12 protein-coding genes are annotated in these 9,591 nt (G+C 38.0%); 2 read left to right on the top strand and 10 right to left on the bottom strand.

The features are described 5' to 3' along the window. Positions 1-201: 201 nt before the first annotated feature. Positions 202-423 carry a response regulator transcription factor gene (locus RQ763_RS05830; RefSeq protein ID WP_314151719.1) on the top strand — a complete coding sequence of 74 codons (222 nt, stop codon included), beginning with the start codon at positions 202-204 and terminating at the stop codon, positions 421-423. Between the two features lie 15 nt (positions 424-438). Beyond that, on the top strand, positions 439-1,791 hold the full coding sequence (locus RQ763_RS05825; RefSeq protein ID WP_314151718.1) for an OprD family outer membrane porin: 1,353 nt from the start codon (positions 439-441) through the stop codon (positions 1,789-1,791). Positions 1,792-2,096: 305 nt separating this feature from the next. Here RQ763_RS05825 and RQ763_RS05820 read toward each other — a convergent pair whose 3' ends face one another. Genes RQ763_RS05820 through RQ763_RS05775 form a run of 10 tightly spaced genes read right to left on the bottom strand, consistent with a single transcriptional unit; the run spans position 2,097 to position 9,363 of the window. Then, positions 2,097-2,594: a nitrous oxide reductase accessory protein NosL gene (locus RQ763_RS05820; protein WP_314151717.1), complete on the bottom strand. Its 498-nt coding sequence runs from the start codon at positions 2,592-2,594 to the stop codon at positions 2,097-2,099. Between the two features lie 11 nt (positions 2,595-2,605). After that, positions 2,606-3,433, bottom strand: coding sequence for an ABC transporter permease (locus RQ763_RS05815; protein ID WP_314151716.1), 828 nt, complete (start codon positions 3,431-3,433; stop codon positions 2,606-2,608). Between the two features lie 9 nt (positions 3,434-3,442). Then, positions 3,443-3,910 carry a hypothetical protein gene (locus RQ763_RS05810; protein WP_314151715.1) on the bottom strand — a complete coding sequence of 156 codons (468 nt, stop codon included), beginning with the start codon at positions 3,908-3,910 and terminating at the stop codon, positions 3,443-3,445. Further along, entirely contained in the window at positions 3,897-4,535 is a 639-nt protein-coding gene (locus RQ763_RS05805; RefSeq protein ID WP_314151714.1) for an ABC transporter ATP-binding protein, read from the bottom strand. The genes RQ763_RS05810 and RQ763_RS05805 overlap by 14 nt, the downstream gene beginning before the upstream one ends. A gap of 3 nt (positions 4,536-4,538) precedes the next feature. Then, positions 4,539-5,444, bottom strand: a complete 906-nt coding sequence (locus RQ763_RS05800; RefSeq protein WP_314151713.1) for a NapH/MauN family ferredoxin-type protein — start codon at positions 5,442-5,444, stop codon at positions 4,539-4,541. A gap of 34 nt (positions 5,445-5,478) precedes the next feature. Beyond that, positions 5,479-5,973, bottom strand: a complete 495-nt coding sequence (locus RQ763_RS05795; RefSeq protein ID WP_314151712.1) for a c-type cytochrome — start codon at positions 5,971-5,973, stop codon at positions 5,479-5,481. A 2-nt stretch (positions 5,974-5,975) separates the two neighbouring features. Further along, positions 5,976-6,608: a hypothetical protein gene (locus tag RQ763_RS05790; RefSeq protein ID WP_314151711.1), complete on the bottom strand. Its 633-nt coding sequence runs from the start codon at positions 6,606-6,608 to the stop codon at positions 5,976-5,978. A 9-nt stretch (positions 6,609-6,617) separates the two neighbouring features. After that, positions 6,618-7,358 carry a 4Fe-4S dicluster domain-containing protein gene (locus RQ763_RS05785; RefSeq protein WP_314151710.1) on the bottom strand — a complete coding sequence of 247 codons (741 nt, stop codon included), beginning with the start codon at positions 7,356-7,358 and terminating at the stop codon, positions 6,618-6,620. 3 nt (positions 7,359-7,361) lie between these two features. Next, on the bottom strand, positions 7,362-8,579 hold the full coding sequence (locus tag RQ763_RS05780; protein ID WP_314151709.1) for a nitrous oxide reductase family maturation protein NosD: 1,218 nt from the start codon (positions 8,577-8,579) through the stop codon (positions 7,362-7,364). Next, on the bottom strand, positions 8,572-9,363 hold the full coding sequence (locus RQ763_RS05775; protein WP_314151708.1) for a cytochrome C: 792 nt from the start codon (positions 9,361-9,363) through the stop codon (positions 8,572-8,574). The genes RQ763_RS05780 and RQ763_RS05775 overlap by 8 nt, the downstream gene beginning before the upstream one ends. Between the last annotated feature and the right edge of the window lie 228 nt (positions 9,364-9,591).

Below are 9,591 nucleotides of genomic sequence, written 5' to 3'. Positions count from 1 at the left end.
TTTTGTAAAAAAGTTCGTAAAACACCTTGTAATTCTCGAAAAACAAGGTTTTTCATAGCTTTAGGGGGTTGTAGGGACTTTAGTCACTGCCGCTAAAACGGACGAGTTCGTTTTAGTGTGTGACATAAGTTTTTTTAAGTAAGTTTTTCTTATATTTATGTAGAATACACCCTTAAATAAATAAATATGCGGGTAGTATAAATGGTACAAGAAGATGTACGAGTATTAATGGTTGAAGATGATGAGATACTGGCAGAGCTTATATCTGATTATCTTCAAAACTGTGGGATAACAGTTGAGGTAAACTCTGACCCTACAACCGTAGTAGAGCATCTTAAAAAAACAACTTTTGACCTTATTATCCTTGATTTAACGCTTCCAAAGATGGACGGGTTATTTCTTTGTGAACAGATAAAATTCTAAAAAAAAGGGTTAAGAATGAAAAAAGCTATAAAATTGTCCCTAGTGGCAGCTTTAGCAGGCGGAGCAATGCTTCAGGCGGCAGATGTTGTAATCGATGGTTATAGAGGCGGAACGCTTGATTTGACGTTCAAAGCAATGACTGTAATAGATGACGAGAAAAACGGCTGGGCACCAAGTGAAGGTAGCGGCTATTTGGTCAAGCTAAAGTATGAGACGCCGGATACTATAGTTGATGGTCTTAAAGTAGGCGTTGGAATGTATGCGAATGGCGATGCAGGTTTGACTGACTGGACGCCGGATGACGGCGGTAAGCCAGCAGGCGGATTAGTGGTTGATACAAACGGTGATTCAAAAAGCCTTATGGGCGAATTGTATATCTCCTACAAACACAAATATTTTGATGCGAAGTTTGGGCGCCAAACACTTGATACGCCGCTTACAAAGATACAAACATCTCTTATGCCAAACTTCTATGAGGCATATATGCTGGGAACAAATATAATTGATGGTCTTCGTTTAACGGCAGGTCAGATCACTAGAATGTCTATGGGCTCCCGTGCTGCGACTGATTTTGGATTAATTGGCGAAGCTACAACAACAGGTGGTTCTGCAGTAAAGTTTGTTCAGCAAGGTGGAACAATAGAGCAAGCAAAATTTTACAATATTGGTGAGATTTCCGGCGTTGGTGAAAAGACAAACGGTCGTACGGTTGTCGGCGCAACATATACAGGCGTAAAAAACTTAAAAGCCGATCTTTGGGTTTACCACTCTGATGATATAGCAAATGACTACTATGCTGAATTAGGATACAACATTCCTGTTACTGAAGATATGGCTGTAAAACTAAACGCTCAATACTTAATGCAAAAAGATGTGGGTGATGCACTTGCGGGTGAAAAAGATTTCAGTATGCTTGGTGCAAAAATAGCGTTAGAGGGCAAGAAGTGGGGTGTTTATGCTGCAGCAAACAAATCAGGTGATGAAGATACTGCTGCACTAGAAAAAGGCTACTTCAATGCGTGGGGAGCCAATCCTGCATATACGAGCACAATTTTCTCTCGTAACGCATACAGAGATGATGTTGAGGCTTACAAAGTCGGCGGTCACTACATTATAATGAAGGGCTTGAGATTTGTGGTTGATTATGCTGAGTATGGTCAGTCTGATACACCAAGCTACGGAGGTGCTGCAATAGCTACCGATGATGCTTATGAGGTAGATATCGCGTTTAACTACAAACCAAATAAAAACTGGTTCTTCAGAGTATTTAACTCAAGACGTGTAAGCGAATATAATGGTGATTTAGCTGCAGGCATTACAGAAAGAAGACAAAATCACTACCGTGCTGTTGTAGCATACAACTTCTAACTCTTAATCTTTCTCCTACAAGATTGCCGGGCTAGCCCGGCAATTAACTCTCCTGTAACAAGCATCTCTTGCTTGAGCTTTGCAAGAATATTGTCTAGAACTTTTTATCAACAGGAGCGTTGTAGCTCACCTTATAGACATTACTCTCTGCACCCCATAACGACAAAGTCAATAAACACGCTAATATAATCTTTCTCATTTTACACTATAGCGGGCTTTAATACTAAATCTCTTGTTATAAGCATATGTGCTTAGTATGAATTAGATGTCAACTTTTTGTTAATAGAGTGTTACTACGCACTCTATCAGAGGCTTCCGTTGAGCAGTCTAATTAGAGCGGCTGATATTTGGTTGAAAGCAAATACTCTTTTGCCGTTGTGTTTAGAAGCAAAATTATTGGCTGCTTCATATGTTGCAAACGGTACCAAATCATCGCCTGCAGGTGAAATCACATTGCTTCCGTAGACAAAAAAAGCACCTTTGGCATTTATGGGCTTGAGTGTGTCAAAATCGGTAACTAAAATTTCTTTAAAATCTTCCTCGCTTTTGACACCGATATCAAACCATCTGCCGGGCTGTAGATAAAACTCCATCATTGACTTTGGAGATGAAAAGAAAAGTTTTTTGTTGTTTGTTAGCTCTATTTTACAAACCCACATGGGTGCTTCATACACCTTCATTTTTCTTACTACACATGTGCTCTCTTTATCAAAATCCATCTTGTAAGAGTCGTTTGCGCTCAAGCTTGAAATAGGCAAGAGAGATAAAGCAATGACCAGTGATGCGAATATTTTTTTATACATAAAAACTCCTTTTAAACCAAATCTTTTTTTTCAAATATTTTAAAACCGCCGTAAGCAAAAGCCAGCCCCAAGAGGAGGGGATAGCCGATGGATACAAGAAGAAACACGCTCTGACTCATAAGGTCAAGTATATAAAAAGCAACAGGTCCCATAACGGTAAGTTCGGGATCAAAAAGAGATATAGCAGCTACCCTGAAGAGTTCCATGGGGTTAATCATAGCGATAAATATGATTAGTTCTTCATTCAGCCTTTGCTGCATCATAAGCGAGATAAGCGCTATGTCTATAAAAGCGAGCAGAAATATCCAGACAAAGAATGAGATTCCAAGAGCAACTTCAGATGATTTCACAAACGAAGAGATGAAAAATGCTATACCTAAAAAAGCGCTTGAGAGTGAGAATAGCAGCCCTGTATATAAAAAGAAGATACTCCACGGAATTGCCGCACCTTTTATAAAACCGAAAATAATAGCAATAATCATAGCAAAAAGAACAGGAAGATATACAGTGATAAACCTTCCGATGATTTTGCCCCAGTAGTACTGCCTTAGCGAAATAGGAAACGAGAGCATATACTCAAGTATATGGTTGTCTCTGTCGCCCGAGATGGAACGAACCGTGGTTATGAGTATAAATATAGGAAGTATAACTATCGTAATTTGAATATACATAAGCAGAAGTCTGCTCAGTCCGCTAAATCCCATAACCTGAGATTCCGTCACTCCTGCTATAAAAAAGAGGGCAATTAAGCCTCCAAATACAAGAGAGTATACCAAAAACCATTTGGCTCTTATAGACTCTTTTAGATCTAGATATGCGATTAAATATAAATTTTTCAAATCAATCCTTTAGTGTTCGAGTATCTGTTTTCTAATTTTTGGATTTCCCATATGTTCGCCTCTGAGTATTCTGAGTTTAACCTCATCTATTTTTATAGTGTTCTCTTTTTCAAGTTCATACGCGCCAAATCCATAACTCATGGGGGTGTTTTCATTGAAACTAAAGTATGCTTTTGACATATTTATGTATCTTTGTGTATCGTTCGTAAAAACCTCTGCTTTGTGCATGTTTATGCTTTTTTCTTGGCTCCAAAGAACCAGACATCCAATATCATCAAAACCGTAGTTTTTGTTTTGTACTTGAAGCTTTGCCGTATAAATATTTGATGCAGGAAGCTCCATGCTGCATTTTGGACAGACCTCTTTGTGTTCGTCGCCACTATCTTTAGATGAGAGAGCACTTGATGAATTGCAGCCTGATATAAACAAAAGAAGTAAAAAATTGGAGATAAAAAATAAAAATTTAGAGTCTTTCATCTGTCACTACTTTTCCCATGTCCATATATATTTGCCTGTTTACCAATCCTTGAACCTCTTCTACTCTATGAGTAACAAAAAGAAGAATTTTTTCATCTTCATTTTCTTGTAAAAGTCTATAGAAGTCATCTCTCGCCTTTGGGTCAAGATTTGCAGTAGGCTCGTCATATATGATGACGCTGCTTTTTTTGGCTAAACTGATGGCAATAAGCAGTTTTTGCTTCATGCCACCGCTTAGTTTAAAAAATGATTTGTAAAGATTTGCTTTGATATCAAGCTTCATCTCGTTTGAGTAGTGTTCGATGAGCTCTTTGTCTATATCGGTGCTCATGCAGACATACTGCATCAGTTCTTGAATATTTAATTTTATAGGAGGGGGAAGCTGCGGTACAAAACTGACATTTTGCAGCACCTTTACTCTCTCTTTAATGGGGCAAAAACCATCTATAAGAACTTTTCCTGAATCGGGATGGTAGTATCCGAGAATTGCGCGGATAAGGGTTGTTTTTCCCGCACCGTTAGCACCCATTAGTGCTATAGAATCATTTTTATTGAACTCACAACTCACACTATCAAGAGATATATGCTCGCCGAATTTTTTTGTAAGGTTTGAAATAGTTATCATTTTTTACACCAGGCTCTTAAGTCTAAAATCAAAGTTTAGCGCATCTGTATGGCAAACATCAATACATCTTCCGCAAAGCGTACAGTCTGCACCTGTAATATACTCTCTTGTTATACCTTTTTCTTCTCTTTGTTTGTCATATTTTGCTTTTGTAATCTCTAACACCTGATTTTCAAAACATACATCATGGCAAACCATACAGTGGTCGCAGTTGTCATTCCACTCAACTCTGAGTGCTGAGATTTTCCCTAGGTAACCGTATGTGGTTCCAATCGGGCAGATGTAGGTACACCAAGCTCTTCGGGAGTAAAAAACCTCAAAAGCCAAAACCACTACAACCCATAGAAGTGCCAAACTCCATCCATATGCAATCATGCGGCTTAAAATTCCAACAACGTTAAATGTCTCAAACACCAAATAGCCGCTAACTAAAGAGAGACTCAAAAATATAGCCCAAAATATATGTCTGACTCTGTGATCAAACTTTCTCTCTTTAATAATTTTTTTATTCACAAGAGTGTCATGCCATTTTTCGCCGATTTCGCTTAGTATGCCATATGGACAAACCCATGCGCAGTAGCTTCTTCCGCCGACAAGAAGATAAAAAACAGCAATTGTCGCGGTGCCTATTATCATATTTACAGGCAGCTCGAACGTAGCTAGAAAAAGCTCTATTGTAGTAAAAATATCTATAAGATGAAAACCTAGAAATCTTGAACCGCTCAGCGTTCCCTCCAGCATCTGAATATCTACATGAAAAGATAGAAAAAAGAGCAGGTGAATGGAAATGATTAAAATCCATCTCTTCATCCTGTAACTAAACTTTTTTTTACCATCTTTTGTTCTGTCAAAAAATGTTGACCAAAACGAAGAGTGTTTAATCGTCTCTCTACTATTATATTTATCCATTTAAAGCTCCATTTTTTCGGCTAGTTGTTAGACACTATTTATTAGTCTCAGCTGCGCGTGAGGGAAATTCTCCGATTTCATCTGCAAACTTTCTTAGTTCCTCTTCGCTGGTGTTAATGAGCAATCCTCTCATAATCACGTTCTCTTTTCTGTTGGCTTTAAAATCAGTTAAATCTTTGTAAATTTTATCGGCACTTTGTCCATAAAGTTTTGGCCCCATAAGTTTTCTTCCGTCTTGCTCTCCAGAGCCATTTGCTCCATGACATGCAGCACATTTACTTTTGTACTCCATACTTACTTTTATGGCTCCTATATTTCCGGCTTTGTCTTTAAGTGCCCTTAGCTGATCCGTCTCTTTTTCTTCATCACTTTTTTCTGAGGGTGCTGCTTGTGTTGTGGTAGTCGCATCTGCAAAGCTTCCTATGCCTTTGGCATGTTCGCCGCCATGGTAAGCTCCCCCTTTTGAGAGAGTCCATGCCATTAGAGCAAATACTAAGATTGTTGCTATTGCCGCTATTGTATTTTTCATGCTCATCTCCTCATCTCTTTTATCATCTTGTTAAATTCGTATATTTCATCGGAGAGTCTTCTTATCTCTTCATCATCCATCTGGCTGATAAGACCGTTCATCAATACATTTTTAGATGAGTCTTTTTTAAACTCTGCGATCTTATTAAAAATATACTCAGAGTCTTTTCCAAGAAGAGAGGGACCGATAACACCGTTTGCATAGTCATTATGACAAGCAGAGCATTTGACGATAAACTCTTTGCTTAATTGTTTTACAAGCATTGAAACTTGTATGCTTTCATAAGGGCTTCTAACATATATGTTTGCGTCTACGGCACTTCTTGGTTTTGTTCTCACAGAGGCATCTTTATTTGCAGGCATTGCATTTAGATCATATTCACTCTGTATGTTGTAGTCATAGTAGTAGGATTTACTCTGGTTTTTATCATGTTCTTTTTCTTCAACTTTAACAGCGAGAGCATTTTTATTTTCAACAACTTCAATACTCTGCAAAGCAGCTGTTTTTGGAGATTGTGCATTTGCACTCTCTTTTTTATCGCTCTCTTGGCTGCAACCTGTAAAAAGGGCAAGGAACAAAACACCGCCGATATAGAATAAACTTTTAGATTTTGATTTTAAATTACAATTTTTCATTTTATGGCCTTATTTTTTGTTTAAGTAGTACTCTTCATAAGTCACTCTTGGTTTGACTACAATTGATGCTATTGTTGTTGGGCAAACTTCTTGACACGCACCGCATCCTATACATCCGTCATAGATTTCAGGTCTCTTGCCTCCGCCGCTGTCACTTACTATAGCTATAGCACTCATAGGATTTGGAATAGGGCACATGTCGGCGCATAGAGTACACTGCTTATCTTCAAAAGTATCAAATTTTTCAAGAAGTTCTACTTCAAGTTCGTGAATATTTACAACACTATTTGTAAATTTGTGCATTTGCTTATTGTACCCCTTTGGTATAGGAGTATTTGTCATAGCAAGACAGGTGTCCGGAAATTCCAATACGGCAATTCCCATCTTGATATCTTCTGGTTTTTCAGTATGATGATCAAGCGCTCCGCTTGGGCATGCAAGAACACAAGGTACCGCGCTACAAGCATAGCAACCTCTCTCGTCTGCGTCAATGTAGGGTGTTCCCACACCATGCCCGCTTAGAAAATCTGAAAGTTTTATAGAGTGGTAAGGGCAGACCTGAAGACATTGCCCACACTTGATACAGAGCGCTAAAAATTTTTTTTCATCTACGGCTCCCGGTGGTCTCAATCTGTTTTCTGCTCTTAAGATATAAGGGCTAAATACCATGCCCCCGCCTAAAACAAGTCCTAGTACTCCTAAAGTAGAGTATTTTATAAATTCTCTTTTATCTGTCTTAACTTTTTCCAAAATTTATCCTTCTATCTTAACTATGGGTTCTGCATCTTCAAATAAAAAAAGCGGCTTTGTAAATGGTGCCAGTTTTGCTAAAAAATTTAGCAAAGAGATAACGGGCGAGCCGTAGAAAAACTTAACATCCGGGTTGTGAATCCAAAGCTGATCCGCATATCTATAGACTTTATGCGGGGTATCGCCTATGTTGTCGCCATTCTTGTCAAAGCCCTCGTAGTTATCCCAGTAATTCTGGCTAATCTCATTATTGTAAGTTCTGCTTGATCTGCCATCGTTGACAACATCTTCAATATTTCCCATTACTACGTTGTTCTTAATAATGTTGTCTTCACTTAAAGAGTGGAAATGAAGTGCTTGTGAGTTGTACAATATTTTGTTGTTCTCTATCCAGTTGTTTGTATCAGGCTCAAATGGGGATCTGTCAATATAGATTCCCTGAGCACAGTACAAAATCGTGTTGTCTTTTATGGTAAAGTTGGTTACCTCTTTTAAACCTATGCCCATTCCGGTAGTGCCCAAAGAACTTTTTATGAAATTGCCCGTTGCTACGGTATCTTTGGAGTACATAAAAAATATTCCTACCGAGTTGTATTTGTAGCTATTGTTTTTCACATAATTTTTGCCGGCATACATAAAGTGCAGCGAATACCTGCAATACTCACCGATATTCTCCTCTATAAGATTTCCGTGACTGTACCAGACAACCATGTCGCGAGAGCGAATAAGCGAGTTTTTTCTTATGATGTTGTCGTGGCTGTACCATAGTCTTAAACCGTCTCCTTTTAACCCTAGATCAAAATCTTTTGATGTTATGGTATTGTTGGAGACGATAGAGTTGCTAACCATCTGCATATCAATTCCAAAAAGGCAATCATCTATGGCGCAGTTGCTTACTTCACACTGTTTTGCTTCAGAGATAGTGATGGCAGCATCAACGTTTTCATGCCTGTCTCCACTTCCCGTAATCCTTAAATTTTTAAGTGTTACATAAGAACTTTTTATGGTTATCACAGTTCCTTTGCCTTCACCGTCAATGACTACGCCATCTTCTTTTCCTATGATTGTCAAAGGTTTATTTATAATAACACTGCCCTTGTAGATTCCAGCAGGAAGCTTTAAGATAGAACCAACAGGCGCATCATCAATTGCTTTTTGCAGTACATTTGCGCTTAACAATGGCAGAAATAGAGTCAATAAAGCGAAAAAAAGCTTAAGCATGTTGGTTATTTATTCCCTTAAGAGCTTTTTGTTTTGCAAAAAATGCAAGTAAGCTTAGCAGACCGATTGCTAAAATAAGATAAAAACCGATTGACGGATAAGAGTGTGTTACGAATTGTGCAATCTTTCCGTCCCCGAAAACCGTTGGCATAAAAGGTTTGATTTTGAACATTCCCCAATCATGCAGATTATGCCCAAACCAATAGAGCCAAAATGAATAATCAGCAATAAAGAGGAGCGGAAGGGATGCCGGAACCAGCATAAAATAAATTAAAATCCTAGAGTTGTAAAGTATAAAATATATTATTCCCAAAGATAGCGCTAAAAGAGCGTATATGCCTATCTCCCTCTCAATAGTTCCGCCAACCCACATAGGATCCATTCCTACATAGTGGTTGATAGTATTCATTTCATGAACTTCTCCGCTGTAACCGTCAAAATGAAAAAATACGGGAATGCCTTCTGGAAAAGCATCTTTAGGATAGTTTGGCGCTTCAAGCGAAACTGCCCAAATAGGCATTGAAGCAGGACCTATTTCCGCTGTAGTAGCTATCATTTTTTCTAAGTCATTGTGCGCTTCTTGTGGCGTACTGACACTTTTGTATCGCCCTTGATTATAAAAATTCCAAACTGTTTTACTAAAAGATGAGATCTCACCCTCTTTGGAGTTTTCTATTTGATTTAACACCCCGTGAAATGCCAGCATTGGAAGTGTAAAAGATAAGGTTAGGATTAATAAAGCTAAAGTAGCAAACACTCTTGCTTTTGTCAAACTTTTATTCATTATGAAAGTCCTTTGTATATAAAAAATAAAATTTGAAGATTAAGAACAATCCTCAAGTTTTATTTTATAATATATTATATTACAATATTATTCTTATAAGCTTAAATAATGAAGGATTGATATAAATGCAAAAAGGGAGAAGAATAAAATCCCTCTCCCTCTTTTTAATCTTTTCTAAAAAACGTATCTTTAGAAAAGATTTGCATTCTCATCTACCCATTTAAGATA

This window comes from Sulfurimonas sp. (assembly GCF_032250635.1).
GTDB lineage: Bacteria > Campylobacterota > Campylobacteria > Campylobacterales > Sulfurimonadaceae > Sulfurimonas.
Note: the sequence above shows the minus strand (reverse complement) of the source record. Positions and strands in the feature narration are given on the sequence as shown.